This is a genomic window from Streptomyces sp. E11-3, assembly GCF_046540415.1.
Classification (GTDB): Bacteria; Actinomycetota; Actinomycetes; order Streptomycetales; family Streptomycetaceae; genus Streptomyces.
This window is the reverse complement of the sequence record NZ_JAZGRL010000001.1, coordinates 1,178,811-1,202,585: the sequence shown is the minus strand read 5'-3', so window position 1 is coordinate 1,202,585 and position 23,775 is coordinate 1,178,811. Positions and strand designations below refer to the sequence as shown.

At 69.0% G+C, this 23,775-nt stretch carries 43 protein-coding genes; 38 read left to right on the top strand and 5 right to left on the bottom strand.

The window, feature by feature from the left end:
• Positions 1-6 precede the first annotated feature (6 nt).
• The 5 genes from U9R90_RS05460 to U9R90_RS05440 all read left to right on the top strand — a co-directional run bounded on the left by U9R90_RS05460 (position 7) and on the right by U9R90_RS05440 (position 3,121).
• On the top strand, positions 7-768 hold the full coding sequence (locus U9R90_RS05460; protein WP_411055234.1) for a hypothetical protein: 762 nt from the start codon (positions 7-9) through the stop codon (positions 766-768).
• The gene (locus U9R90_RS05455) at positions 765-1,121 is read left to right on the top strand and encodes a hypothetical protein (RefSeq protein WP_411055233.1); all 357 of its coding nucleotides are present in this window, start codon (positions 765-767) and stop codon (positions 1,119-1,121) included. The genes U9R90_RS05460 and U9R90_RS05455 overlap by 4 nt, the downstream gene beginning before the upstream one ends.
• Before the next feature lie 103 nt (positions 1,122-1,224).
• Positions 1,225-1,491 carry a hypothetical protein gene (locus U9R90_RS05450; RefSeq protein ID WP_411055232.1) on the top strand — a complete coding sequence of 89 codons (267 nt, stop codon included), beginning with the start codon at positions 1,225-1,227 and terminating at the stop codon, positions 1,489-1,491.
• The gene (locus tag U9R90_RS05445) at positions 1,488-2,321 is read left to right on the top strand and encodes a hypothetical protein (RefSeq protein ID WP_411055231.1); all 834 of its coding nucleotides are present in this window, start codon (positions 1,488-1,490) and stop codon (positions 2,319-2,321) included. Before U9R90_RS05450 ends, U9R90_RS05445 begins: the two co-directional genes overlap by 4 nt.
• Positions 2,318-3,121 (top strand): hypothetical protein, encoded by an 804-nt coding sequence (locus U9R90_RS05440; protein ID WP_411055230.1) that lies wholly within the window; start codon positions 2,318-2,320, stop codon positions 3,119-3,121. The genes U9R90_RS05445 and U9R90_RS05440 overlap by 4 nt, the downstream gene beginning before the upstream one ends.
• Before the next feature lie 100 nt (positions 3,122-3,221).
• On the opposite strand, the gene U9R90_RS05435 is transcribed toward U9R90_RS05440, so the two are convergent.
• On the bottom strand, positions 3,222-3,437 hold the full coding sequence (locus tag U9R90_RS05435) for a type II toxin-antitoxin system prevent-host-death family antitoxin (protein WP_411055229.1): 216 nt from the start codon (positions 3,435-3,437) through the stop codon (positions 3,222-3,224).
• 156 nt (positions 3,438-3,593) lie between these two features.
• Here U9R90_RS05435 and U9R90_RS05430 point away from each other — a divergent pair, with 156 nt between their 5' ends.
• The 19 genes from U9R90_RS05430 to U9R90_RS05340 all read left to right on the top strand — a co-directional run bounded on the left by U9R90_RS05430 (position 3,594) and on the right by U9R90_RS05340 (position 13,084).
• Positions 3,594-4,169 carry an HNH endonuclease gene (locus U9R90_RS05430; protein ID WP_411055228.1) on the top strand — a complete coding sequence of 192 codons (576 nt, stop codon included), beginning with the start codon at positions 3,594-3,596 and terminating at the stop codon, positions 4,167-4,169.
• Between the two features lie 33 nt (positions 4,170-4,202).
• Positions 4,203-5,159: a hypothetical protein gene (locus U9R90_RS05425; RefSeq protein ID WP_411055227.1), complete on the top strand. Its 957-nt coding sequence runs from the start codon at positions 4,203-4,205 to the stop codon at positions 5,157-5,159.
• A gap of 161 nt (positions 5,160-5,320) precedes the next feature.
• A complete protein-coding gene (locus U9R90_RS05420; protein ID WP_411055226.1) occupies positions 5,321-5,539 on the top strand; it encodes a hypothetical protein in 219 nt (72 codons plus the stop codon).
• Positions 5,540-5,750: 211 nt separating this feature from the next.
• Positions 5,751-7,382, top strand: a complete 1,632-nt coding sequence (locus tag U9R90_RS05415) for a hypothetical protein (protein ID WP_411055225.1) — start codon at positions 5,751-5,753, stop codon at positions 7,380-7,382.
• 4 nt (positions 7,383-7,386) lie between these two features.
• Positions 7,387-7,734 (top strand): hypothetical protein, encoded by a 348-nt coding sequence (locus tag U9R90_RS05410; protein WP_411055224.1) that lies wholly within the window; start codon positions 7,387-7,389, stop codon positions 7,732-7,734.
• On the top strand, positions 7,731-7,856 hold the full coding sequence (locus U9R90_RS05405) for a hypothetical protein (RefSeq protein WP_411055223.1): 126 nt from the start codon (positions 7,731-7,733) through the stop codon (positions 7,854-7,856). The genes U9R90_RS05410 and U9R90_RS05405 overlap by 4 nt, the downstream gene beginning before the upstream one ends.
• Positions 7,853-8,242 carry an SLOG family protein gene (locus U9R90_RS05400; protein ID WP_411055222.1) on the top strand — a complete coding sequence of 130 codons (390 nt, stop codon included), beginning with the start codon at positions 7,853-7,855 and terminating at the stop codon, positions 8,240-8,242. The genes U9R90_RS05405 and U9R90_RS05400 overlap by 4 nt, the downstream gene beginning before the upstream one ends.
• Entirely contained in the window at positions 8,230-8,535 is a 306-nt protein-coding gene (locus U9R90_RS05395) for a hypothetical protein (RefSeq protein ID WP_411055221.1), read from the top strand. The genes U9R90_RS05400 and U9R90_RS05395 overlap by 13 nt, the downstream gene beginning before the upstream one ends.
• Complete coding sequence (locus U9R90_RS05390) at positions 8,532-8,705, top strand: hypothetical protein (RefSeq protein WP_411055220.1); 174 nt, start codon at positions 8,532-8,534, stop codon at positions 8,703-8,705. The genes U9R90_RS05395 and U9R90_RS05390 overlap by 4 nt, the downstream gene beginning before the upstream one ends.
• A complete protein-coding gene (locus U9R90_RS05385) occupies positions 8,702-8,887 on the top strand; it encodes a hypothetical protein (RefSeq protein ID WP_411055219.1) in 186 nt (61 codons plus the stop codon). The genes U9R90_RS05390 and U9R90_RS05385 overlap by 4 nt, the downstream gene beginning before the upstream one ends.
• Positions 8,888-8,891: 4 nt before the next feature.
• A complete protein-coding gene (locus U9R90_RS05380; protein WP_411055218.1) occupies positions 8,892-9,245 on the top strand; it encodes a hypothetical protein in 354 nt (117 codons plus the stop codon).
• Entirely contained in the window at positions 9,242-9,550 is a 309-nt protein-coding gene (locus U9R90_RS05375) for a hypothetical protein (protein ID WP_411055217.1), read from the top strand. Before U9R90_RS05380 ends, U9R90_RS05375 begins: the two co-directional genes overlap by 4 nt.
• Positions 9,547-10,341: a tRNA(His) guanylyltransferase Thg1 family protein gene (locus U9R90_RS05370; protein ID WP_411055216.1), complete on the top strand. Its 795-nt coding sequence runs from the start codon at positions 9,547-9,549 to the stop codon at positions 10,339-10,341. Before U9R90_RS05375 ends, U9R90_RS05370 begins: the two co-directional genes overlap by 4 nt.
• Positions 10,342-10,543: 202 nt before the next feature.
• Entirely contained in the window at positions 10,544-11,068 is a 525-nt protein-coding gene (locus U9R90_RS05365; RefSeq protein ID WP_411055215.1) for a hypothetical protein, read from the top strand.
• Positions 11,069-11,221: 153 nt separating this feature from the next.
• Positions 11,222-11,503 (top strand): hypothetical protein, encoded by a 282-nt coding sequence (locus U9R90_RS05360; RefSeq protein ID WP_411055214.1) that lies wholly within the window; start codon positions 11,222-11,224, stop codon positions 11,501-11,503.
• 61 nt (positions 11,504-11,564) lie between these two features.
• Entirely contained in the window at positions 11,565-11,798 is a 234-nt protein-coding gene (locus U9R90_RS05355) for a hypothetical protein (protein ID WP_411055213.1), read from the top strand.
• Positions 11,799-11,830: 32 nt separating this feature from the next.
• Positions 11,831-12,442, top strand: a complete 612-nt coding sequence (locus U9R90_RS05350) for a hypothetical protein (RefSeq protein WP_411055212.1) — start codon at positions 11,831-11,833, stop codon at positions 12,440-12,442.
• 95 nt (positions 12,443-12,537) lie between these two features.
• Complete coding sequence (locus U9R90_RS05345; RefSeq protein ID WP_411055211.1) at positions 12,538-12,822, top strand: hypothetical protein; 285 nt, start codon at positions 12,538-12,540, stop codon at positions 12,820-12,822.
• 19 nt (positions 12,823-12,841) lie between these two features.
• Positions 12,842-13,084 (top strand): hypothetical protein, encoded by a 243-nt coding sequence (locus U9R90_RS05340; protein WP_411055210.1) that lies wholly within the window; start codon positions 12,842-12,844, stop codon positions 13,082-13,084.
• 62 nt (positions 13,085-13,146) lie between these two features.
• Here the strand turns inward: U9R90_RS05340 and U9R90_RS05335 are convergent, their stop codons facing one another.
• From U9R90_RS05335 to U9R90_RS05320, 4 genes are all read right to left on the bottom strand, one after another.
• Positions 13,147-13,284 carry a hypothetical protein gene (locus tag U9R90_RS05335; protein WP_411055209.1) on the bottom strand — a complete coding sequence of 46 codons (138 nt, stop codon included), beginning with the start codon at positions 13,282-13,284 and terminating at the stop codon, positions 13,147-13,149.
• A gap of 157 nt (positions 13,285-13,441) precedes the next feature.
• Positions 13,442-14,137, bottom strand: coding sequence for a hypothetical protein (locus tag U9R90_RS05330; protein ID WP_411055208.1), 696 nt, complete (start codon positions 14,135-14,137; stop codon positions 13,442-13,444).
• Positions 14,138-14,620: 483 nt separating this feature from the next.
• Positions 14,621-14,896 (bottom strand): hypothetical protein, encoded by a 276-nt coding sequence (locus U9R90_RS05325; protein WP_411055207.1) that lies wholly within the window; start codon positions 14,894-14,896, stop codon positions 14,621-14,623.
• A 95-nt stretch (positions 14,897-14,991) separates the two neighbouring features.
• Positions 14,992-15,555 carry a winged helix-turn-helix domain-containing protein gene (locus U9R90_RS05320; protein ID WP_411055206.1) on the bottom strand — a complete coding sequence of 188 codons (564 nt, stop codon included), beginning with the start codon at positions 15,553-15,555 and terminating at the stop codon, positions 14,992-14,994.
• A gap of 179 nt (positions 15,556-15,734) precedes the next feature.
• Between U9R90_RS05320 and U9R90_RS05315 the strand changes: the two genes are divergently transcribed.
• From U9R90_RS05315 to U9R90_RS05250, 14 genes are all read left to right on the top strand, one after another.
• Positions 15,735-16,496 (top strand): GntR family transcriptional regulator, encoded by a 762-nt coding sequence (locus U9R90_RS05315; RefSeq protein ID WP_411055205.1) that lies wholly within the window; start codon positions 15,735-15,737, stop codon positions 16,494-16,496.
• Positions 16,497-16,641: 145 nt separating this feature from the next.
• The gene (locus U9R90_RS05310; protein ID WP_411055204.1) at positions 16,642-16,866 is read left to right on the top strand and encodes a helix-turn-helix domain-containing protein; all 225 of its coding nucleotides are present in this window, start codon (positions 16,642-16,644) and stop codon (positions 16,864-16,866) included.
• On the top strand, positions 16,866-17,294 hold the full coding sequence (locus U9R90_RS05305; protein ID WP_411055203.1) for a hypothetical protein: 429 nt from the start codon (positions 16,866-16,868) through the stop codon (positions 17,292-17,294). The genes U9R90_RS05310 and U9R90_RS05305 overlap by 1 nt, the downstream gene beginning before the upstream one ends.
• A gap of 229 nt (positions 17,295-17,523) precedes the next feature.
• The gene (locus U9R90_RS05300; protein ID WP_411055202.1) at positions 17,524-17,727 is read left to right on the top strand and encodes a hypothetical protein; all 204 of its coding nucleotides are present in this window, start codon (positions 17,524-17,526) and stop codon (positions 17,725-17,727) included.
• A 6-nt stretch (positions 17,728-17,733) separates the two neighbouring features.
• The gene (locus U9R90_RS05295) at positions 17,734-17,907 is read left to right on the top strand and encodes a pRL2-8 (RefSeq protein WP_411055201.1); all 174 of its coding nucleotides are present in this window, start codon (positions 17,734-17,736) and stop codon (positions 17,905-17,907) included.
• Between the two features lie 150 nt (positions 17,908-18,057).
• Complete coding sequence (locus tag U9R90_RS05290; protein ID WP_411055200.1) at positions 18,058-18,243, top strand: hypothetical protein; 186 nt, start codon at positions 18,058-18,060, stop codon at positions 18,241-18,243.
• 59 nt (positions 18,244-18,302) lie between these two features.
• Entirely contained in the window at positions 18,303-18,509 is a 207-nt protein-coding gene (locus U9R90_RS05285) for a hypothetical protein (protein ID WP_411055199.1), read from the top strand.
• A complete protein-coding gene (locus U9R90_RS05280; RefSeq protein ID WP_411055198.1) occupies positions 18,506-19,675 on the top strand; it encodes a hypothetical protein in 1,170 nt (389 codons plus the stop codon). Before U9R90_RS05285 ends, U9R90_RS05280 begins: the two co-directional genes overlap by 4 nt.
• A 70-nt stretch (positions 19,676-19,745) precedes the next feature.
• Positions 19,746-21,908, top strand: a complete 2,163-nt coding sequence (locus tag U9R90_RS05275) for an ATP-binding protein (protein WP_411055197.1) — start codon at positions 19,746-19,748, stop codon at positions 21,906-21,908.
• Positions 21,909-22,056: 148 nt separating this feature from the next.
• Complete coding sequence (locus U9R90_RS05270) at positions 22,057-22,389, top strand: hypothetical protein (RefSeq protein ID WP_411055196.1); 333 nt, start codon at positions 22,057-22,059, stop codon at positions 22,387-22,389.
• Positions 22,390-22,419: 30 nt separating this feature from the next.
• The gene (locus tag U9R90_RS05265; RefSeq protein WP_411055195.1) at positions 22,420-22,641 is read left to right on the top strand and encodes a hypothetical protein; all 222 of its coding nucleotides are present in this window, start codon (positions 22,420-22,422) and stop codon (positions 22,639-22,641) included.
• Positions 22,642-22,659: 18 nt separating this feature from the next.
• On the top strand, positions 22,660-22,857 hold the full coding sequence (locus tag U9R90_RS05260) for a hypothetical protein (protein WP_411055194.1): 198 nt from the start codon (positions 22,660-22,662) through the stop codon (positions 22,855-22,857).
• A 5-nt stretch (positions 22,858-22,862) separates the two neighbouring features.
• Positions 22,863-23,267: a hypothetical protein gene (locus U9R90_RS05255; RefSeq protein WP_411055193.1), complete on the top strand. Its 405-nt coding sequence runs from the start codon at positions 22,863-22,865 to the stop codon at positions 23,265-23,267.
• Positions 23,268-23,384: 117 nt separating this feature from the next.
• Positions 23,385-23,576 (top strand): hypothetical protein, encoded by a 192-nt coding sequence (locus tag U9R90_RS05250; RefSeq protein ID WP_411055192.1) that lies wholly within the window; start codon positions 23,385-23,387, stop codon positions 23,574-23,576.
• The last annotated feature ends 199 nt before the right edge of the window (positions 23,577-23,775 follow it).

The following is a 23,775-nucleotide window of genomic DNA, read 5'->3' as shown; positions in this document are numbered from 1 at the left end:
CACACCGTGACCGATCCGATCATTCCCAACGAGATGGTGCTCACCGAGTCCCGTACCGCCCGGCAGCAGTACGGCAACCGCATCGACGTACTCGACAAGGTCCGCGCCGTCCCCTTCCTCCCCGACGACCTACACGTCACCACCGAAGGCGTCTCCGCCTTCTTCGACGTCAGCATCGAGACCATCCGCCAGCTCGTACACCGGAACCTCGAAGAGCTGCAGGCCAACGGCTACCGAGTCATCTCGGGCGCTGAACTGAGTGACATCAAGTCACTCAGTGGGCTCGGCACACGCGCCCGGTCCCTGGCCCTGTTCGACCGGCGCACGCTGCTGAACGTGGCGATGCTGCTCCGCGACTCCGAGGTTGCCCGGCAGGTGCGCCGCTACCTCCTCGACTCCGAACAAGCCGTCCGGATCATCGAGGCCGACGCCGTCGCCCGCCGCGCAGCCGGGGACCCGCTCACCTGGACGTGGACCGAGGCCGCGGCGATAGCCCGCCAACGGTACGGGCTGCCCTGGGGTGAGGAGCAGTGGCGCCGCAAGCTCCGTCAAGCCGGAGTCCTCAAGCAGGCGGGCGGGCCGAAGGCCAAGTACGCGAAGCGACTGTTCTGGTTCACCGGCTCGGCGTGGGAGATCCACCCGCACGCGCTCCCCGAGCTGATCCGCGAGGCCGTGCAGGTCGACGAGCAGCTGCGGGCGTTCCAGGGCATCCAGACTCGACTGGAGCTGGACGGCGTCGGCCGTGAACTCCCTGGTGGTGCCCGGTGAGCCAGCAGCTTCAGTTCCCCGAGCCCGTCCCCGGCACCATCAACCCGGCCGCCGCGGCCCGCGCGAAGACCGCGGGTATGGCCCGCGCCGCCGCGGCGACCCGCCCGGACTGGGCGACCGCCTGCCGTGACGCCATACAGGTCATGGCCCGCCGCGGTGTCGTCTTCCAGGCCGCCGACCTCATCGCCGAAGGCCTCATCGACGAACCAGAGCATCCGTCCCAGTGGGGGCCAGCTTTCGGGGCCGCCGCGAAGGCCGGACTCATCGAGGCAGCCGGGACCGCCCCGTCGAAGCGGGCCACCGTCCACCGCAGCCTGTGCCGCACCTGGCGAGGCACCAGGAGGACGGCATGAGCGACGCCGCCCTGTTCCTGCTGTGCCTCGCCGTCATGGCCGGAGTCGCCGTGATCGCAGGCGCGCTCATCACCCGCCGCGCACACAAGCCCAGGAGGCGGACGTGAACGCCGTCGACGCCTTCTTCGCCGCCACCCAAGTCGGCAAGTTCCTGTGGCTCCTCGCCCCCGGTGTGGCCGCTGTCGCCTGCTGGCGGCTCCTACGCCGCGCCTGGGACCGCGCCCGCTGGGCGTGGACCGCACGCCGCGCCGCCCGCGGCGACGTACCGGCCCCGAGCGCCATCGAAGGCCTCGAGCAGCTCGAAGACCACCTCGCCGCCGAATGGGCGCGACTCCAGCCCTACTACGCCGACGAACGGGGGAACCAATGACCACCTGCACCCACCAGCCATCCCGCGCCTGCTACCTGCGCGGATGCCGCCAGACCGAGTGCAAGCAGGCCGACTACCGGTACATGTCCCGCATCCGCCTCGACTACCACCGCGGACAGCGACGCCGCCAACCCGCCACCCAGTCCCGCGCCCACATCCAGCGCCTCCTCACCCTCGGCTGGACACAGGCACAGATCGGACGCGCCTCCACCATCGGACACCGCGCCATCAGTGCGATCCTCGCCGGCCAGCCCACCGTCTCCAACCACACCGCCCGCAGCATCCTCAACATCCCCATCGGCCCGCCGCCCACCGACACCCGCGACGTCGACGCCACCGGCACCGTCCGCCGCCTCCAAGCTCTCATCGCCATCGGCTGGCCCATCGCCCAACTCGCCGACCACCTCGGCCTCAACCGAGACGCCCTCGGACGCATCTCCCGCGGCGAACTCCAGCACGTCCGCGCCACCACCGCCGACACCATCGCCCTCGAATACCGGCACCTCGCCCGCACCCCCGGCCCCAGCACGCGGGCCCGCAACGACGCCCGCCGAAAAGGCTGGCACGGGCCCCTCGCCTGGGACGACCACACCATCGACAACCCCGCCACACAACCCGACACCGCCGATCCGTACCAGCCAGCAGCCAAATACCAGCGCGACCCGTACCGGCGCGACGAGATCGAACACCTCCACCTGTGCGGCGAATCCGTGCCCTCCATCGCCAAGCAACTCGACGCCAACGAGAAGTACATCGGCGACCAACTCGCCGCCATCCTCCGCGAACTCCACGCCGGGCAAAAGCGCGACCGCAAGGCGGTGGCCGCATGAGGGACCGCCAGCACGGCACCTACGTGAAGTACAAGCTCGACGCTTGCCGCTGCTACCCCTGCTGCTTCGCAGACAGCCAGTACCGGGCCAACCGGCGCCGCGCCATCGCCTACGGCACCTGGCAGCCCTACGTCGACGCCGAACCAGTCCGCCAACACGTCCGCACCCTCATGGACTTCGGCATTGGCTGGAAGCGCGTGGCCGCACTCGCCGACGTCCCCACCGGCGTCCTCACCAAACTCCTGTACGGCCACCCCCAGCGGGGCATGGCGCCGTCCAAGCAGGTCCGCCCGAAGAACGCCATTGCGCTCCTCGCCATTCAGCCCACTCTCGACAACCTCGGCTCTGCCGTGTCCGTCGACGCCACCGGAACCCGGCGCCGACTCCAAGCACTGGTAGCCGGCGGCTGGCCTCAAGCCCAACTCGCCGCCCGTCTCGCCATGCAGCCCGGAAACTTCGGCAGCATCATCAAGCGGCCCCAGGTCATCGTCCGCACGGTGCGTCTCGTCCACGGCCTCTACGACGAGCTGTGGCGGGTCGACCCTCGCGAACACGGTGTCGACAACCAGGCGTACAGCCGCGCCCGCAACCACGCTTCCGACCGCGGGTGGGCACCGGTCGGCGCCTGGGACGACGACCGGCTCGACGACCCTGACGCGTTCCCCGACTGGACGGGGCTGTGCGGCACACCGGAGGGCTCTGCCGCCCACTACCGGCACAAGATCCCGTGCTGCGGTCCGTGCCGCACGGCTCGTGCCACCGCCCGCCGCGCGCAGCCGACCAGCAAGGCCGCGGCGTGACCGGCCGCCGCGCCGCACCCACCCAGCCCTGACCGGGCCACCGCACACGACAAAGCCCCGCGCCGTGGCGCGGGGCCAGAGGAGAGGAGGGGACGTGAGGTCAGTCGGAAGCTGGCTGCTCGACGAGGACGCGTTGCTCGTCGAGGGCTTTGAGTGCGCGCTCATAGAAGTCCATGCCCACGAGGACGGCAACGCGCTTGCCGCGGCTGGTCAGCACGGTCGTCTCGTCGAAGTAGCGGGCCTTCTCGATCGCTTCGGCGAGCGAGTTGCGGAACTCCGCGATCTTCTCCTGGTGCTCTCTCTTGGGCGCGGTCATGTCGGGAGTGTACCTCACGATCATGATGTACATAAGCGCGATGAGCGCTATGATGTACATGAATGCGATGAGGGCGCGACACCGTCGTCAGAGGCGCAAGACGGCTTGGTTCCGCGCGCCCAGACCCGCCTAGAGGCGCATGGCCAAGGAGGCTCCTTGTTTGGAAGTGCAGACGATCTGTGGTGGCTTGACCGAACCACGTTTGGATCAGGCGTCGCGAAGGCCATAGCCAGGCGCATCGACGCTAGCGCGGGTGGAAGCCAGGCGTGGCCGCTCGACTACGAAGAGATGGCCCGCGACTTCGAGTTCAGCGTCCAAGAGCTTCGTGAAGCGGTGGCGCTCATGGTCGCCAACGGGCACGCGCGAGTGGCACACAACGCGCCGGGCCTTGAAGGCCCGTGGCTCCTACTGGTCACTCCCGAGCGGCTGAGGGATGAGGCAGCCGCCGCAGAGGCGCAGCGAAGGAAAGAGGAAGCGCGCGCCGCGAAAATCGCCCTCCGTGGAGGTCAGGTCAGCCGCGCCGCGATACCGCCCGAAGTCCGCGCAGCCGTGTTCGAGCGCGATGGCCACGCCTGCGTGCACTGCGGCGCCGCGGAAGACCTGACGCTCGATCACGTCTACCCGTGGTCCCTCGGCGGCCCGGACACCGAAGCCAACCTGCGCGTCCTCTGTCGCCCCTGCAACAGCAGCAAAGGCGACCGCGTGCAACGCGACAGCTCCACCTCCTTCTGATCAGCACGAACGAGAGAAGCGCCGATGCCCTGGGTGAAGCTGGACGACCGGTTCCCGTCGCACCGCAAGATCGCCTTGCTGACCGATCGGGCGTTCCGGCTGCACGTGTCCGCGCTGTGCTGGTGCGCCGAGAACCTCACCGACGGGCGCATCAGCGACCGAGAGTTGACGCTCGTCGCGCACATCCGGGGGCTGAAGGCGACCGCGAAGCAGCTCGAAGACGCGGGCGTGTGGGATCGCAACGACGGTGGTTGGGTCATCCACGACTTCCTCGACTACAACCCGTCGCGCGAGCAGGTGCTCGCCGAGCGGAAGAAGAACGCCGAACGGCAGGAGAAGTTCCGGCAGCGGAGGAACGGAAAGCCGGTCCCGCCGGACGGCTCTCCCGCCCCGTCGCGTAACGGCGTTACTAACGGCGCTACGCGAACCGCAGAAACGCACGACGGCGACACGAACGCAGCACGACGGCGACACGACGGCGACACGACGGCGACCGGAAACCGTCACGAATCTCAGACAGAACCGCAGGTCAACGCATTCCGTAACGGCGTTACTAACGGCGCCCCGTCCCGACCCGACCCGACCCCAACCCCTAGTAGTGGTTCAGGTAGAGAGAGAAGTGCAGGTAGTGACGCGCGAGAACAAGAGCCTGCTCTCTCTCTGATCAACGTCGACTGGCAGCCCACAGACGCAGACCGCGCGGCAGCAGCGAGCGACCTCCGTCGCCTCGGCACGGTCAACACTGCGGCTGCTACTGCCAAGTTCGTACGCCACCACCAGGCCCACGGCACGCGCGCCGCCAACTTCGGCCCCCTCTGGGTGTCGTGGGTCGCCCGCGAGCGCGCCGAGCCGCAGCAAGGCGCGTTCCTCGTCGGCCTCCCCGGCGGCAACACCACACCCACACCACCCACCTTCAGCCAGCGCATGGCCGAACTCGACGCCGCCGCCGAAGCCGACCGCCGCCGCGACCGCGAAGGAGACACGGCCTGATGCCCATCCGCCCCGAAAACCGCAACCGCTACCCAAAGAACTGGCCCACCATCAGCCGCACCATCCGCGTCGACCGCGCCGCCTGGCGATGCGAATGCGACGGCCGATGCGGCACCCCCCACGACGGCCGATGCACAGCCCACAACGGCCACCCGTCACCCATGACCGGATCAATCGTGGTGCTCACCGTCGCCCACCTCGACCACCAACCCGAAAACGTCGACCCCGCCAACCTCATGGCCGCCTGCCAGGCATGCCACCTCCGGTACGACGCCGCCCACCACCGCGAGACCCGAGCCCGCACCCGCCGCACCCAGATCGAAGCAGGCGGCCAGCTCGCCATCCCCACCCACAACACCGAACACCACGGCGCCGCCTGACCACCCCAACGAAACCCGACTCCAACCACCCCAGGAGAACCCCGATGCCCTGCGACGACTGCAACCGCTGGCCCTGCGACACCTGCAACCACCACTACTGCTGCGAACCCTGCCCCTGCGGCATCTCCCACAACTGCCCATGCGCATGCGCCGAGTACGAACGCCGCGCCATGACCGACTGACCACCCACCACCCAGACAGGAACCACCACATGACCACCCGCCACTTCACCCGCGAGCAGCTCGAACAGATCGGCGTCCCCTTCGAACTCGACGAGGACGGCTGCGCCAGTGAACTCTCCAACCAGCTCATCGGCTCCGAACGTTGGACCGACGTCCACCGCCTCGTCTTCCGCGCCCCCGGCGACTGCACCGCCTACCAGGTCGACTACGAGGTCGGCTCCACCGAGCACCAGGACGGCATCGACCCGTGGCACAGGCACGGCGACACGATCGAGGCCGTGGAGGTCGAGCAGCGGCCCGTCGTCGTCCAGCAGTGGCAGCCGGTAGGCGAGGAGCCCGCTGCCGTGCAGCCGCCCGCACCCGACCAGACCGACCTCCGCGACCGCATCGCCGAAGCGCTCATCTCATGGACGTACCGCGGCCAAGAGCCCGATCCCGAGACCGGCATTCTGGAGACGGTCCGCGCCAATGCGTACAGCCGCGCCGACGCGGTGCTGGCCGTCCTCCCCGCACCCGTCGACCGGGCCGTCGTGCTCACCGAGACCGAACGGACCATGCTCACCTACGCGCTCGACCAGGCGCAGGAGCACATCTGGTCCCGCGACGGCTTCACCGACGGGGACCAGGCAGCCGTGACGTCGCTGCGCCGCCTCGCCGACGAGCAGCCGCCCACCCCGGCCGCCGATGACCTGGCCGCGACGACCTGCTCCGCGCAGTACCACGGCCACGACGAGGCGCGGCTGTGCATCCGGGCAGCGCAGCACACCGGGAAGGCGCACACCGACGAGCACGGCTTCCACTGGTCCGACACCGTGGCCGTCTACCCGGTGGACGACGGCACGTTCCGGCGGGGCACGGACGTGCGGGCCGTGCTGCGCCGCATGGCCGACGAAGAGCAGCCCACCACCGAGCCGACCCGCAGCGGGTGCACCACCCCGTGCATCGCCTGCATGACCGACGAGTCCCACGACCCCGCCCCGGCCTCGCCCGGCGACCGTGTGCCCCGGGAGGAGGTGCTGGCCGAGGTCGTCGCCTGGCTCACGAAGAAGGCCGCCGAGTACGCGTCCACCAAGAACCCCTACGACGGGGCCGTGGCGGGCGCGATCCGGAACCTGGCCTCCAAGGGCCACCGCGGGGCCGTGCGCGCCAACAACTTGCTCGGTGCCGACCTGACCACCCTCGACCCGACGCCTCTCCGTTGGGGCCTCAACGACGTCATGTGGGGCGACGACGACACCATCACCGTCATGCTCTCCGGCCCAGCGGGTGAGCCGTACTGGCTGGAGCTCGACCCGGAGCGCGCCGCCGTACTGCGGCAGGACCTGGCCGGGCCCGAAGGCGAGGAGCAGCAGCCCGAGGCCGAGGCGCAGCCTGCTGCTGACGTCTGGCGCGGAGCCACCGAGCTCGTCCCCGATCGCGAGGTGCAGCGCCTCGCCGCCACCGGCCTGGTCGGCTACCAGCAGGACGACGGCCGACTTTTGCATTGCCTCCACCACAAGCCCGTCCCCGCCTCCCGGCACGTCGACTTCCAGGAAGTGACATCTGACGACCTGCCCGACGGTGGGATCTGCGTGCACCCGGCATGCGGTGCCGACCTACTGGCCGTACAGACCATCACCGAGCAGCCCGCCGCTGTAGCCCAGCCCGGCAAGGAGACCTGACCCCATGACCGAGACCCCCGAGCCCACCGTGCAGGCCACGCAGTACACCGTGAACTGCCTCCCCGAAGACGGCATCAACTCGCACGTCTTCGAGATCACTGTCGAGTACCGAGGACGCGACCGGTGGGCCGTGAAGCGGCACTCCTCGTGCCTCGGCGCGGACGGCACCTGGGACTACGAGATGCGCTCCTCGTCGCGCGAGGACGAGTGGCTGGCTACGCACCGCTTCGATCTGGAGACCGCGCTGAAGCTGGCGAAGGAGCAGGCGCCCCTCGTCACGGTGAACGGCTTCACCGTGGCCGACGCGCTGCGCATGGCGGAGCGTCGAGCGGCCGACGAGGAGCAGTCGTGATCGCCGACGCCTTCGCCACCCTCAACACCCTCACCTGGCACACCAGCCTGGCCGCCGGACTCATGGCCGGCCTCCTCGTCCTGGCCGGCGGACTCGTCCTCATCGCCTGGAGGCTCCGTTGACCACCCCGTACCGCGTCCTCGTCACCGGCAGCAGAGATTGGCCGACCGCGCAGACAGTGGCCAACGCCCTCAACGACGCTCACGATCGACTCCCGCCCGGCGCGCACCTCGTCGTCGTCCACGGGGCATGCAAGACCGGCGCCGACTTCGACGCCCACGCCTGGTACCTGCGCCGCCAGCGCCTCGGAGACCCCGTCATCGAGGAGCCACACCGCGCCGACTGGCTCACCCATGGGAAGGCCGCCGGTCCGATCCGTAACCAGCTCATGGTCGACCTCGGCGCCGACGTGTGCCTGGCCTTCATCAAGGACGGCAGCCGAGGCGCCAGCCACACCGCAGCGCTCGCCGAGGCCGCCGGTATCCCCGTCAGGCGGTGGACGACCTGATCGCCCGCATCGTCGGCGCCCTGTGGCCGCTGATCTACCTGACCGCCGCCATCACCCTGCCCGTCCTGCTGGCCCTCGACTCTCAGAGGAACCCGATGACCACCCCCTGCCGCTCCTGCCGCGCCCCCAAGCCGCCGCGCATGTACCTCTGCGGCAACTGCTGGGGCGCGCTACCCACACCCGCACGCCGTGCCCTCAGCCGCCACGACAGCAAGGCGTTCGCCCGTCTCCGTGAGCTGCACCGCCAGCTCGACGCCGACGTGCCGGTCGCCGAAGTCCAGGTGACGCCGTGAGCCACCGCGACCTGAACGCCTGCGGCTTCTCCTCCGAGACCATCGCCGCCGAATACGAAACCGACCAAGCCCTCCGCGAGGCGGACAACGACATGGCTGACCCGTACTTCACCGCCGCATGGAAGGCAGAAGCCGCACACCGTGCTCTCGACTGGGAGGCGCAGCGATGACCGAACCCACCACCGACACCGGACCCCACCCCTGGCAGCCGAAGGGCTGGCGCCGCTGGATCTGCCTCCACTGCTACGCACCCAAGTCCCTGCACCCACGCACCGACTGGGGCCGCTCCCGCCCACTCCACGACAACCGATACATCAGCCCGAACGCCCCGCACCTCAACGAAGGCTGGTAACTACATGACCATCGCAGTCGACTTCGACGGCGTCATCCACGCCTACAGCAAGGGTTGGGCCAACGGCACCATCTACGACCCGCCCATGCCCGGCGCGCTCGAAGGTCTACGCCAGCTCATGGCGCAGGACGCCGTCTTCATCTTCACCACCCGCGAGCCCGAGCAGGTCGCGAAGTGGCTGAGTACGCGCCGCTTCATCTGCCGAACCGAGCACGACGGCCCTTTCTGGAACGTGCGCGGCCAGCTCTTGGTAACGAACCGCAAGCTCGCCGCGACCGCGTACCTCGACGACCGGGCAGTCCCCTTCACCGACTGGGCGCAGGCCCTTGCCGACCTCGCCCCGGAGGCGCAGCGATGACCACCCGCCGCCGCTACCAGCTCGCCTGCGCAGCGACCGCCTGCACCCTCGCCGTGTTCGGCCTCTGGTGCGCCCGACAAGGCCAGTGGCTGCCGACGTTCGCACTCGGGTTCGGCGCCATGTTCTTCGTCGATCTCAGCCTCCGCGAACGCCGCGCCTCTGTGCGCCCGCCTGCCGCACGCAACGGCCCCGCGAGGCCCACGGACCCCAACGACCCCGAGAACGCCCCCTGCTGCCCCGTCAACGCCCGATTCGGGGCCACCAGCCACGACACCCACTGTGCACGGAAGGACCGAGCAGCATGAACGAGCCCACCCTCGGCGACCGAATGAAACGACACGAGGCGGCGTACCGCACCTTCCTCCCACGCCGCACCTACACCGTCATCCGCGTCGACGGCCGCTCCTTCCACTCCTACCTACGCCGCGCCGACAAGCCGTTCGACCAGGCGTTCATGGCCGACATGAACACCGTCGCCGATGCCCTCTGCGCCGAGATCACCGGCGCCCGCTTCGCCTACACCCAGTCCGACGAGATCAGCGTGCTCATCACCGACTTCGCCACCGAGCAGACCGAGCCCTGGTTCGGCGGGGTGATCGCCAAGCAGCTCAGCCTCTCCGCAGCGCTCGCCACCGCAGTGCTCAACGAACGCCGCCCCGGAAAGCGCGCCCTCTTCGACTCCCGCGTCTTCACCCTCTCCGACCCCATCGAGGTGGCGAACTACTTCCTGTGGCGACAGCGCGACGCCGTCCGCAACTCCATCTCCATGGCCGCGCAAGCCCACTTCTCACACCGGCGACTGCACGGCGTAAACAGCGGCGGCATGCAGGAACTGCTCTGGTCCGAAGCCGGAGTGAACTGGAACGACTACCCCGACGGCTGCAAGCGCGGCCGGGCCACCGTCCGCCACACCGGCGAGCGGCCCGTCGAGTACGTCGACAAGCGCACCCAGCAGACCGTGCAGACCACCGCAGTGCGCTCCTGGTGGGAGACCACAGCCGCACCGCACTTCACCACCGCCCCGGACGGGTGGCTCGCTGCGGCTATCCCTCCGCTGCCCTCACTGGCGGCGCACCCCAACGGAGGCCAGCCATGACCGGGCCTTCGTCCGTCCCGCGTCGAGACCGCCACGGCACCCACGGCACCAACTGGGAAACCCGCCTCTCCAACCCTGGAGACCAGACCGAAACCTACGACGACGACCCGGCCGCCTACGCCGACCTCCCCCAACTCCCCGAACCAACCCCCGCAAACCGAGCCACCCGCCGCGCCATGCAACGCGCAGCACGGAGGAACCGATGACCAACCGGCACGAGGAACTCAGCGACAGCGCCCGCTGGTTCCTCGAGAACTTCGACGAAATCGACCTCGCCGATCTCTGCGCCAGCAAGGAAGCCACCATCGCCCGCATACGCGACCGAGCAGAGGTCGCCAGCGTTCGCGCCGACCGGGCCGAGGCCGAGCTGCGCCGCGTCCGCGACACCAACCAGACGCTCGTCGCCGAACGCGCCCAGGCCGAGGCCGAACGGGATGGTGCGTACCGCGAGCGCGCCCACCTCGTCGCGTGGCTCGCCTGCATCTACCCCGCAGCCGTAGCCCCGGCGCCCGACATCGACGAGCCTGGCTGGCAGATCGCGTACCTCGCTGCCTCCGGATGGCAACTCTCGTGGCACATCAGCCCACGGGACTCCGACCTGCTCACCCACCTTCCGCACGTTGCCGCTGAGCACCCCAAGGCGCAGTGGGACGGCCACACGACGGAGGAGAAGTACGAGCGGATCCGCCGCCTCGTCGCCATGGCCGCGCCGGACGCGGACGTCTGACCATGGCCGACCCGAACCTTGACGAGTCCGACATCTCCAAGGAGCCGACCCCGTGACCGGATACGACCTCGCCGCCGTCATCGCCGTATGCGTCACCGCGCTGCTCATCGCCCTCATCTGGGCCGCAGTCCGCGTCAACAAGGCCAAGGAGCAGTGACCGTGGAGCCCACCCGGATTGAAGACCTAGACGACGAGCAGCGGCAACCCTTCAACGGCATCACGAACGTCGTGATCTTCGAGGAGACCGAGCTCGCCCACGCCCTCGCTGCCTGGGCCCGCCAAGTACAAGCGGCCATCACCGCGCTCATGCACGCCTACGCGCAGGCCATCCGCCCGGCCATGAAGGAGCTCGACCGCACCCTCCAGACGCTGCGCGACGCCGGACTAGTCCACGAGGACGGCAAGCCCACGAAACGTCCGGACCGGCCCGCCTGACAATCCCCCTACGGGCCACCCCGACGCCACCACTGACCCGCACCGCCGCAAGGAGCCCGCCATGACGTCCCGAGTCTGGACCAACCCCATCGACGAACATCTCACCGCAGCCGGGCACACCGGCTACCACCTCCGGCAGGACAGCCACTACACCGTCCGCGTCATCCACGACGGGCCTGACCCCCAGCGCCACCTCGACGAGTACGCGCGGCTACTCCGAGACCTCGGCTACCACGCCACCGTTGAGCAACCCACCGACATCCGGCCCCTGCGTCTCCGCGTCACCCACCGCTGACCCACCCCGCATCACCGGCAAGGAGAACCGCCGTGAACGACGCCTCGACGCCCGCCTCGTGGCCCTGCGAGGTCTGCAGCCGCCCCTCCACGCCCCGCGTACACCCCGGCTGCCAGCAACGCATCCACGACAACCTCACCGCCCTCCCCGGCCTCTACCGGGCCCTCGCCGACGCACTGGTACCCGGACGGCGCGGCGGCGACGGGCGCACAGCCACCCGCTCCGCGCCCGTCCCCTGCAACCTCGACACACTCGACCTTCGGGCCCGCGGCGGCATCGAAGGTGTCCTCGCGTCCTGGGCGGCCGACCTGTGCGAACGCGAGACCTGGCAGCTGCCCCAGTACGGGACCGTCGAAGCAGCCGTCGACGGATACGCCGCTCTGCTGGAGCGGAACCTCAACACGATCTGCGACGAACACCCCGCCGTCCGGGAGTTCGCCGACGAGTTGAGGAACATCGTCGGGCAGGCGCGGCGCATCCTCGACGGCGAAAAGCCACCCCGCCGCATCCCCGTCGCCTGCCCCTGCGGCCAGGTCCTGCGCGTCACCGTCCACACCCCCGCGATCAAGTGCCACGGCTGCGACCAGCAGTACGGGCACGACGAAGTGCTGCGACTGCCTATGGCGGACAGATCCGCAGCCTGAACGACACCGAACCGCGGTATCCAGATGTTCTGTGTCATGTGCTCATCTCGGCTACGGTGGTGGCCTAGGCCAAAAGGGTCGGCAGGGAGGCCGTGATGAGCAGCGAGCCGTGGACCATCGAGCGGATTCGGGACGCGCTCGGCAACCCCACCCTCGCCCAGCGCTTCCTCAGCGAGATCAACAAAGCCCCCGCGCACGAACTCCTACAGGTGTTCGCGAAGTGGGAGCGCATCGCCAAGGACACCTTCGCCGCCGTCGAACGTGGGCGGGAAGTTGCCGCCGCCGAGGCCCGCGGTGAAGAACCGCCCGGCGAATGGATCGACGTCACCGACCGCGTCCTCGCGGACGCTGCCCGCATTCGGGCCCGCGGAGCAGCCTGACCCTGGCAGGGTAGGGGCCGTGTACCGGCTCCTCTGCGACGAGACCCTCCTGGCCGTCTGGGACTCCCTCCCCGACGACGCCAGCGAACAGCTCACCCTCGGCCTCGCAGACGTTTGCCACGACCCGGTCGCAGCCACAGAACCGTGGGGCATCGACGACGGCATCCACCGCCAGCTCATCCGCCCCCTCGTCACCGCACTGATCTCCGTCAACCCGGAGCGACAGACCGTGCGGATCTACAACATCCAACGACGCCACTGAAGAGGCCCACCGCATGACAAAGCGCCCCGACCAGGTTGGTCGGGGCGCTACTGCGCGTCCGGCTACTCACCGCCGCTGGGCTCCGGCGTCTCGACCCAGACCTGAGCCGCCAGCACATCCACCTCATCCTGAGCCAGCCCCGGCTCCACCGCGATCGTCACCTCGCTGCCATCCGGCAGCGCCGCTGTCCGTGTCTCCATGTAGCCCACGGTAGCGGCGCCTGAGGTGCGTGGAAGCCCCCCCAGCTCGACTGTCGCTGAGCCGGGGGGCTTCGGCGACACGGCAGCGGAGCAGCAGGACGGGGTGGTCGTGGGCGATCGCTGCGGCGGCGATGGGCGGAGCGGTATCCGCGATCTTCTAATTGGCCATCTGATCCTTCACTCCCGCTGGCCTTGGGGCTGTCCACCCGTCAACCACGTCGAGGACCAGACCAAGGGTCCGTGCGGGAAAGTACTCCCGCCCGCGGACGGGCGCTTCACGGGCATCTCGCAATGCAGCCAGGACGGCGCGCTCCGTTCGCAGCGCCAAGTCGCCAGGCAGCCCTACTCTGAGGCGAACGACGCTATCGAAGCCGTCGCGGGCATGGTCTGTGAGCCGAGGGCGCGCATCGCCTGATGTGACGCCGAACTTCAAAATGCCGTTGATCTCGTCAACGGTGACGTAGAACACGTCCCACGCCTTGCCAGCGCATGTGCGGCACATGCCCGCGCCCTGCTGCACGCGGCTCGGTGTCGGCGCGCCCTCGTGCCCCTCCGCGCAACGGATCCGATGAGGTGAGTTTGCGCCGAGCCAGACCGGCTCAAGAACCTTGCCACCGAGTTCTTTGACGCGGGCTCGGAATGCGGCCTCGGCAACCCATGGATCCTTGCCAGCGCATGTGCGGCACATGCCAACCCCCCGGCGCAAGTGTCCTGGTCGAGGCATGCACTCATGCCCTGAGGGGCACAGGCAGGCGTGTGGCTCATCTTTACCCTTCCAGGCTTCCTCGACAACGACCCCGCCGAGTTGCTCGACGAGGGAACGGAAGTTCTCCCAGGCCAGCTGCGGGCTCATGCCGGAGCACACTGTGCAGATGCCTCGGCCCTGATGGAGTCCGATGGGCCAAATTCGGGTCACATGACCGTCTGAGCATCTGACGGAATACGTCTCCCGGCTTCCCTTCCACGTCGGATCGAGGACTTCACTGCCCTGTTTACCCACGCTCGCCCGGAATTTCTCCCACGCCGCGACGGAGGCGGGGAGCGGGCACTCGGGGCATATCCTGCGGCCCGCCTTCGTCGTGTGCGGAATGGGGTAGCAGGTGTGGCCTGCGGAGCACGTCGCCTGATGCCTGGCGGTCACTCCAAGCCATTTCGGCTCTACCAGGGTCGCGCCCAGTTCGGCGAGGCGTGCGCGAAACGTGGCTTCGGCCCTCAGCGAGCGGGCCGACCGCTTCTGGTGGGTTGCCATGCGGGGGCTCCTTCGTGGTTCCGAAGCGCCTCCAGTGGTCACTTCCGTGGTGCTGCGGAAGTGACCACTGGAGGGCGGAAAGGTCGGTCAGAGTTCGGTCGTTGCGAAGGGTGGCGGGGACTTCGGCAGGGCGACGCGGAAAACACGGGCGAGCAGGTAGCGCGCCATGGTGTCGCGCTCCATCTCGCTGCGCCCAGGCGGCATCGCCAGGATGATGTCGCCGCTCTTCCGTTGGACCGCAGCACCGAGGAACGCCTCGTCGGTGATCGAACTGTCGACGAGTTCAGTGTGAGTGTCGGTCAGCAGTCGAGGGAGGGGGGCATTCAGGATGTGGGCTGCGGAGGGGGTAGGCGCTAAGCTCATGGGTGAGCTCCAATCTGAAGGTTGGGTTCGTTGATCAGCGGCTGGGGCCGCTGGTTGAACTGGCCGGGCGCTACGAACGCCCGGCCGTTCGCGTTCTAGCCGGGGAAGCCGTAGCTCCGGGGCCAGTCGTGCGGCAGCTTCAGGCGAGGCCCCTGCGGACGGGTAACGAAGAGCCCGCGTCCCGGCTGGAAGTCGAGCAGGCCTTCGCCTTGCAGAAGTGCAGACGCCTGACTGACGATTCGGCTGCTGACGCCGGTGGCCTTGCCGAGAGTGGTGAGCGACGGGATGCGCTGGCCCGGACCCCAGCGTCCGTTAGTGATCTCGCCGCGCATCAGGTCTGCGATCGACGGCACCCTGGGCCATGCCGTCACCTCGGGCCATGAGCTCGGGTCGAACGGGGCGTCGTCGTAGTTGTGCTTCCAGTTGTAGCGCGGGCGCTCCGCCTTGATCGCTTGCTCTTCCGCTGCGAGGGCGAGAGGACGGGAGTCGCGCCACTCGACGGAGCGGCGGACGGCTCGCCTCGGCCAGTCGTCGCGGCGCGACTCGTAGAGATGCGCCTTCGCGCGGAAGTCGGGCTTGTTTGAGATCCCGACATACAGCAGGACGTCATCGACGTCGAAGTAGCGGTAGAGCGCAGTGGGTTCGGGGGATTCGGGCACAGATGTCCTTCCATCGCACCAGTGACCTAACGCACAGCCACTTGCTGACTACAGGGACCATATCCCTTTAAAGCAATCCAAGCTAGGTCCTTGCCGGGATTGGCGACGCCCCCTCGGGGCGTGCGCATGTTGCAGCAGGTAGCGTTGCTGTAGAGCGCATTCCGATTCAAGGAGGACGTGTGTCACGTGACGGCGGCGCGCAGCCGAAGTACCGGCAGATCGCCGACGACCTACGTAGGCGCATCAACGAGGGCGAGTTCCAGTCCGGTCGGCTGCCCACGGAGCGGGATCTGGTCGAGCACTACTCCGCGATCTCGAAGGCTCAAGGCACCATTCGGCAAGCCCTTGACGTGCTGCGCAACGAGGGGTTGATCGAATCCCGAGTCGGCTCCGGCGTCTACGTGCGCGGCTGGCGGCCCATCGTCCGGAACGGGCGGAGGCGGCTGTCGGTCGAGCAGTGGGGTCAGGGGAAGTCGATCTGGAACGTAGACATTCAAGACGCAGACCCGGAGCCGGACAGGCTGGAGATCGAGCAGGTCCCTGCGCCGGAGGAGGTGGCTCGCGCCTTCGAGTTGGACGCTGGAGATCTCGTCTGGACGCGGACTCGGCGCTACCTCATTGACGGCGAGCCGGTCATGCGGTCCACGTCCTACATCCCGGACGACCTCGCTAGGGGCACGCTCATTACGCAGACGAACACTGGTCCCGGGGGAATCTATGCGCGTCTCGCCGATGCCGGGCACGCTCCCGTGCGGTTCCAGGAGGATGTCCACTGCCGGATGGCAACGACTGTCGAAGGGGATGATCTCAACCTATCTGCAGTGGCACCCGTCGCTGAGCTTGTCCGTTACGCCTTCGATGAGGTCGACCGGGTCGTCGAGATCAACCGAATGATTCTGGACGCCTCGCGCTACCTGTTGAGGTATGACTTCGACGCCTGACCTGCACTCCCTTTAAGTCCCCGCCTCTCGGTGGGGGCTTTTTTGCGCCTCGGATGCGACCCATTGCTTTGAAGGGCCTTGTTTGCTTCAAAGGGATCTGCTTCTATTTAAGTGTCCACCCCAGTCGACCGCAGGGGAGCGCTAAGTGACGCCTGTTTCCGTCGCCCCCACGGGCGACTACCTGACCACCGGAGAGGTAGCGAAGCGCATCGGCGGCACCGCCCAGCACGTGCGCCAGCTGATCAAGACCGGCCGCATCGCGGCGATCGACATCGCCAAGGGCGACGGCCGTCCCCGGTTCCGAATCTCTGAGGCTGCGCTCGCGGAGTTCCTCCGCACCGCCGCCTTCACCACCGAGGAGGTGGCTTGATGTCCACCGCAACCCCCGCCCCTACCCCCACTTTGTCTCCCGCCGATATGGCCGCGCACGATCTGGCGTCTTGCGTCCGTCCGGCTTCGGTGCCGGGCCACCTGCTTGTCGATCACGATGCTGGTCTTGGTGTCGGCGCGGCTCTCATGCCGCTGTCTGCTGTGCGAGTCGGCGAGCGGGTTACCGCCACCGCCGACATCACGGGCCTGCAGGTGTTCCCTGGCCGCGTCCGCGTGGTCCTCGATGACCGGCACGGCGGCTGTGCTGATGTGCTGGTGCCGTCGCCGCGGTTCATGGCTGCGTCCCGCAGCCTCGGCCGCCCGATCGAGGTTGGGGACCGGGTGCAGTTGCACGGCACCGTGGTTCGCCGAGCCGAGTGGATGCCGCAGGCGATCGACGCCTATGCGATTCGGACGGTGTCGTCGTGAGCACCCAGACTCGTGTCGCCTTCTTGGCGGAGTTCCGGGCTGCGCGTGCCGTCGCGGACGAACGGCAGGTCGTCACCCCCTAAGTCGCCGTGGGCGGCGGGTGTCCACGGTTCCCCCCCGGCCTGCCGTCCACGGTCCCCGGCCTCGGTATCCACGCCGTGAGGGTGCCGGATCAGATTCGGCCCGAGGTACGCACCACCCCAACCACCGAATCGAAGGGAGGCCCGTGATGGGCCTGTTCGAGGGCATGAGCCGCGCCGAGATGTCCGAGGCGGTCGACGACGCGTACAGCGCGCGAATCGACGCCATGATCGAGCACGGGAATGAGAGCCACGAGGCCGAGGCGGCCCAGGTGCGCGCCGACATGCTGGCGAAGGACTTCCGCAACGAGACCGGCCAGAAGGATCCCGTGGGCCCGCACGACGAGATGTGACCCGCGATGCCGAACGTGGAGACGCCGCCGGGTGAGTGCCCGCAGTGCTGGCACCACGCCCACGTGATCCACAAGGGCAATGCGCTGGGGCTCCTGCCGGAACCGGAGTGTGGTCCGTGCCTGGACCACATGGTCAACGGCTGTCCGAACGTCACGCCCAAGAAGTCCATGTGGCGGTGACGCCCGCCTCTTGATCGCCGCGTCGGTGGATCACCACAGTTCCCCCATCCACCGGCGCGGCCCCCAGCCCCTGCCCGGCCGATATCGGGCCCCGCTTCGAACGCAGGCAGGGGCACGCACCACCCCATCCACCGAACCGAGAGGACTCCCATGCCGAAGCAGTCACGCGCTGAGCGTCGCGCAGCCAATGAGGCCAGCAGGGCCGCGGACGCCGCGCTCCACGCAAACCAGCGGAGGGAACAGGCCGCCGGGATCACCGAGGAGACGCCGGAGTACCTGGAGCTGAACAAGAAGGCGAACGAGGCCGCCGCCAAGGCGTCCTGGTGGCGCCGCTAACCACCCTGTCCGGCCCGCGAGCCGGGCCGGACACCCCAACCACCTGAAGGGAGCCCGTCGTGCGGCTCGCGGTTTGGCTGCTGCTGGCGGCCCTCCTCATCCTCTGCGGCATCTACCCCCAGCTCGCCGCATCTCTCGCCACGCTCGTCGAGGTCGCGTTCGGCATGGTCCTCACCGGCATCGCCGAGGTGCTGGCGCAACCCGCACTCGCCGCCCTCGCCGCGGCCGGCGTGGTGGCCGTCCGGCTCCAGCGGAGGTGGGCGTGAGCATCGACCTGCTCGCCGACTGGGTGCGGGCGCACTGGCTGCCGATCGCTGTTGGCGGCTTGGCCGTCACGGTGGTGCTGCTCGCCCGCTGGCGACGCCCCGCACGCAAGGAGTCGGAGCGCCGCCGCCCTCCCGCCGCGGTGGTTGTGGCCGCCCTGGCTGCGGTCGCGTGTACCGCGTACAGCGCGGACACCAGCTGGCGGTTCGCCGCCCACCACCTCGACATGAACAGCACCGTCGAGCGGGCCGCGATGTTCGCCGCGGCGGAACTGGCCCTGTTTGCTACCGCGCTGATGGCCCGGCAGAACCTTCGCACCACCGGCGCACCTGGTGTGCCCGGCCTGCTGGTGTGGGCCATCACCGGGGTGCAGGTCATTCCCGCCTACGCCGAGTCCGGTGTCGTCGGCGGCACAGTCCGCGCATTCGTGGGCCCGGTCCTGGCCGCGCTGCTGTGGCACCTCGCCATGGGCATCGAGCTGCGGCACGCCAAGCCCGGCACGAATTCGCAGTCCCTGCCGAGCGTCATCGTGCGCGAGGTGCGGGAGCGGCTGTTGTCTCGGCTGGGACTCGCGACGCGGAACCGTACCGCGGAGCAGATCAGTCGCGACCGGGCCACAGATCGGGTTGTCCGGCTCGCCTCCCGGTCGAAGCTCGGCAGCTGGGGGCACAGTCGTCTCGCCGCCGCGGTGGCCCGATCCGGAGTCGGCATCGACGAAGCGCAGCGGAACAAGATGCTGCAACTGCTGGCCGCCCGCAGCGGCGCCAAGTCGCTGCCGACGATCGCCCTCCTGTCGCCGTTCGAGGCGGAACCGCAAACCGGAACCACACCGGAACCAAATCCGGCCCGTGTGGTCCTCGTTCCGGTTCCGGCCCGAGACCGCGGCCAGGTTCCGGCCGGAGCGGAAGTACGCCCGGAACTCCAAGCCGTGCCGGAACTCACCGCCGAGGCGGAAGTGAAACCCGCCCCGGAACCGGCACGGCGTACCAGCCGCCGCAACACCCGGAAGAACACCAAGGACGCCGCCCTCAAGAAGCACGTCGCTTCCGCCCGCCGCTGGCTCGCCACCGACCCGGAACTGTCCGGCTCCGCCATCGGCAAGAAGCTCGGCAAGAGCGACCGCTACGGCCGCATGGTCAAGAACGCCGCCCTCGAGCAGGCCAGCTGACCCACCGGTTCCGCGGCCCCTGGCCACGCGCACCGACCCGACAACGTCCACGCACTCACGGGAAGCCCCCATGGCCACCAACGGCACGATCACGAACGGGCACGACCAGCGGGTCAAGCTCGTATCGCTCCACAAGCCAGAGGCCGCCCCCACCCCAGCGGCCGACACCGCGGCCAAGGAGCAGCCGCAGGAAGCGAAGACGGAACGGCGCCGTCTGCGCCGCATCCGTACCGTCCTTGCCGACGACCGCACCCGCGAGGCATACCGGCTTGCCGTGCGGCACGGCTCCTACCTGACCGGCGGCGCCCGGATCGTGGCCCGCCGAGCCTGGGAAGACCGCACCACCGCCCGCTACGCACGGATGATGCGCACCGCCGAGGCCGCGGGGAACGCCGAGGAGACCCGCGAGTGGGAGGAGCGGGCCCACCGGTTTCGGCAGGCCCGCCACCAGCGGCGCATGGAACTCCTCGCTGCGATACGTCAGGCCCCGAAGGCTGCTGGCGCGGGCGTCCTCACCGGCACCGGGGTGCTGCTCCTGCTCGGCGCGGCCCTGGCCTGGGCAAACGGCGACGTCAAGGACGTGATCGCCCCGACCGTGTTCGTTGTGGACCTTGTGCAGTGGGCGTTCGTCATCGGTTCCGTCGTGTGGGGGCCGGCGAAGATGGTCATCCCGGCGTTCGGGTTGCTGGCCCTGTGGCGTGTCGGTCAGCAGCGGCAGGCCGCCCCGGCGTGGGCGCTGCCGGCGAAGCTCCGGGCCGACGGTGACCCGATCACCCCGTCGATCGTGGTGAAAGCCTTCCGTGACCTGGGGATTTCCGACCTGCGTAAAGCGATCACGGCGATGGAGGACGCCGGGGCATCCATGCTCACACCCATCACGATCGCGGGGTGTGGCGTCGAGCTCGAGGTGCACCTGCCGTCCGGTGTCGACACCTCGGAGATCGAGAAGCGGCGCAAGAAGCTCGCCGAGAACATGGGCCGTCACGAGCACGAGCTGTTCATCCTCAAGTCCCAGCAGGCCCGCACCGTCGGCCTGTGGATCGCCGACTCCGGCGCGCTTGACGAGCCCATCGGTCCGTCTCCGCTGGTCACGGACCCGGACATCCGCGCCGACTATAAGAACGGCCGCGCCCCGTGGGGTAACAGCCTCCGTGGCGACCCTGCCGGACTCAGTGTCTACCAGCGCCACCTGCTCATCACTGGCTTGTCTAATCAGGGCAAGACCGCGGCGCTCCGGGCGATAGCACTGTGGCTCGCACACGACCGCCGTGTCGAGTTCTGGATCGGTGACCTCAAGGGCATCGGCGACTGGCGGATGTTCGTGGGCATCGCCACCAAGCTCATCGAGGGCCCGACCGACGACCACGTCATCGACGTCACCGAGGACCTGATGGAGGCCGGTGTTGCCGAGATGGAGCGCCGTCTGCTGGCGCCGACCGGCACGAAGTGGGACCCGCTGATCATCATCGTTGATGAGGCGCAACTGGCGTTCATGTGCCCCGTGCGGACGGAGGAATGGACGGAGAGCGGCAAGCTCAAGGAAGGCGCCCCCTACGGCGGCACCAAGTCCACGAGCAGGTACTTCATGGCCGCCCGGAAGATCCACAACCAGGGGCGGGCCGTCGATGTGCTGCTCTGGCAGGGCACCCAGGACCCCACCGACCAGAACCTGCCCAAGCTGGTCCGTGAGGGCGCCCACATCCGGGCCTCGCTCGTGGTGGGCTCCGAATCACAGGGCCGTATGGCTCTTGGCGACAAGGCCGTCGACGGCGGCGCCGCACCGCACCTTCTGCGGCAGGGCCTGGACAAGGGAACCCTCGTCGTCGCAGGTGACGGCGCTGACCTCCCGCCGGGCGAGGCGTCCATGACCATCCGGACCCACTTCATCGACACCGACCCCGACGCCCACGATGTGGCCGAACGGGTCAAGGCGCTCCGCCGCGGCGTCGTCACGGATACCGGCGCCCAGGACGAAGAGCTCGACCACCTGGCCGACATCGAGGCCATCCTCCCGAGCCACACGCGGCGGATGCGCACTCAGGAAGTCCTTCAGCGTCTTGCCGAGCGCCACGAGACGTACCGGGAGTGGACGTTCGAGACGCTCACCGACTACCTGGAGACCTTTGACGCGGCACCGCACAAGAGTGACGGCCGCATGGTCGTAGACCGCGAAAAGATCCGCCGCGCCCTCCTCGAACGCGACTCCAAGGGGCAGGGAGGCGCCGAATCCTGAGGGAGTTCTCCCTGAACGCCTCCCTGGCTCCTGACCTGCGTGAACGCCCGATTCAGGGAGGCAGGGAGGCGCTTCGGCGACTCCCTGAAGCATCCGAAACAGCCCGGTCGCACCGCCTCACCCACCAACCCTCGAAGGAGAACTGATCATGACCGACAACTACCGCTCGTACACCGCGGCGGAGAGGCGCACGCGTGGATGGCTGGTGCTGCGTGGCGCGAAGCAGGCCGTCGCGGACTGTGTCGATCCGAGCCTCGAGAACCGGATCGACCGGATCGACGAGCGGGCCGAGGACCGTGGTCGTCGTGAAGTGACGGCGATGGCGCGCGAGCTGGAGGCGGCGCGCAACAACGCGGCCGCCGCTAAGGCCGCCGAGCAGGTCGCGGACCGCAACGACAAGCCCGCCCTGCGTCAGGCTCGGCGGGATGCGGAGAAGACACTCACCCGTGTCGAGCAGGCCGCCCGCCACCTCGGCTTCTGACCACACACCCAACCCCGAAGGAGAACCGCTATGTCCACTCTCACGATCCCGCCCCACCCCGCCGTGCAGTACGACGGGGATCGGTCGACCGTCACCGTCGAGGTCACCGTCACCGGCCGCTGCAGCCACGGCCACACCATCACCCGCCCTGTGCTCGTCGACGACGACCTGGCCCACGTCACGGGCGTCGTCGAGGCGTGGGCCGCCGAGCACGCCGATACCTGCCCCGCCGCCACCGCGGCCGTGGCCTGAGGCCGGGGGCTGACCGTCATGGGATTGAAGCGTCTCGCCTACCTCGCCACGTACACGAAGGCCAAGGACGAGGAGCGCGGCAGCCTCATCAACGAGGCGGGGGCGCTCATCGAAACCGCAGCAGCCGCCCGGCAGCGCGGCGACACCGAGACACGGCAGCGCGCCTTGGCCGCTGCGGACCGGCTGCTCGAGAAGACCAAGCCTGTGGAGGGCTGATTCCGATGTCTGAGCTGCCCGACCGGCTGCCCGACCCGTACACGGCCGGGCAGCGCCCCCTTCCCGCCCACCACCGGCCGCCGAACATCGTCTACGACGAGTGCGGCAGACCCGTCCACTTCACCATCGGCCAGCCCCCGCACCCGCAGCCGATCGTGGTGCAGCTCCCCGAGCGTGAGGGTCTGCCGCCCGAGTTGCAGCGCCTGATCATCATCACGTTCCTGATCCTCGCCGTGGTCGTGGTGTGTACCGGGGCGGTCGTCGCGATCGTCGTACTCGTCGGCGGGACGCTGATGGGGATCATCGGCGCGGTGTCCGCGAACTTGCCGATGATCGGCCTGTCGATGGTCGGCGTGATCCTCGCCGCCGGATGGGCCGCATCGAAGATCCGCCCGAGCAAGGAGAAATGACCGCTGGTGGGGCTCCAGCTCCACCCGAACCTGACCCGCACGCCAGCGCACCCCGGCCGATGGAAGCGGCCAGGGTGCTGCCGTGACCATACCCACCGGCCCGCCGTTGAGCCCCACATGGAGTACACGCTGGGAATCGAGGGCGGGCCACGCGACGGGCAGGTCCTGACCGTTGAGCCGGAAGCGGACGGCATTCCGCCGCACCTGATCAGCCTCGACGGAGCGTGGTACGTCAGGATCCCCGTCGGGATCCCGCCGCACGATGAGCGCTGGCACTACTGCCACCGGCCGCCCGGTCGGGCGGTGTAGGGACCGCGCGGGCAATCCACCGGTCCGAGGCGATCTGGCCCGGCAAGTTCGTCGGCACCGCACCCAAGACCCGGCACAACAGGCGGAGAGCCTCAGCGCACTCGCGCTCCGTCTCACCCAACACCGCGAACCTGACCCCCATCAGGGCAGTGTGACGCGGCGACAGACAGCCGGTGGGCGAATCGGGCAGATTCACCCA